2 tRNA genes are annotated in these 515 nt (G+C 50.7%); both read left to right on the forward strand.

Features of this window, described 5'->3' with window-relative positions:
- Positions 1-153 precede the first annotated feature (153 nt).
- Positions 154-227 (forward strand) — tRNA-Ile (locus LGH74_RS24770).
- 37 nt (positions 228-264) lie between these two features.
- Positions 265-341: transfer RNA gene (locus LGH74_RS24775), tRNA-Ala, on the forward strand.
- The last annotated feature ends 174 nt before the right edge of the window (positions 342-515 follow it).

The following is a 515-nucleotide window of genomic DNA, read 5'->3' on the forward strand; positions in this document are numbered from 1 at the left end:
CAAGGTAGCCGTACCGGAAGGTGCGGCTGGATCACCTCCTTTCTGGAGCGGTCCGACTCGTGAGTGAGTGCCTCGTTCACAAAGAAGCAACTGTTGGTCATTTCCACTATTCAACGTTTTTATCGGAGCTATTCGGGTGACCGAGTAGGAACCGGGCTTGTAGCTCAGGTGGTTAGAGCGCTACACTGATAATGTAGAGGTCCCTGGTTCGAGTCCAGGCAGGCCCACTGTCAACAGTTGGGGATGCCAATTGGACACGAAAATGGGGGATTAGCTCAGCTGGCTAGAGCACCTGCCTTGCACGCAGGGGGTCAACGGTTCGAATCCGTTATTCTCCACCAACAGAAACCGGCCAACTGGGTCGTTTCGGTGAGAATACACATACTATAGAAGTACGATTGGCGACAACCGGCTTCTACTTTGCTCTCAACAGGAGAGCATAAGTTCTTTGACGTAGGAATAACGAGTAAGAAAGAAAACAAAGCATTTATGCTCTGCTTGCAGAGTGTAACCGA

Origin of the sequence: Hymenobacter lucidus (assembly GCF_020447265.1) — a bacterium.
GTDB classification, from domain to species: Bacteria; Bacteroidota; Bacteroidia; order Cytophagales; family Hymenobacteraceae; genus Hymenobacter; species Hymenobacter lucidus.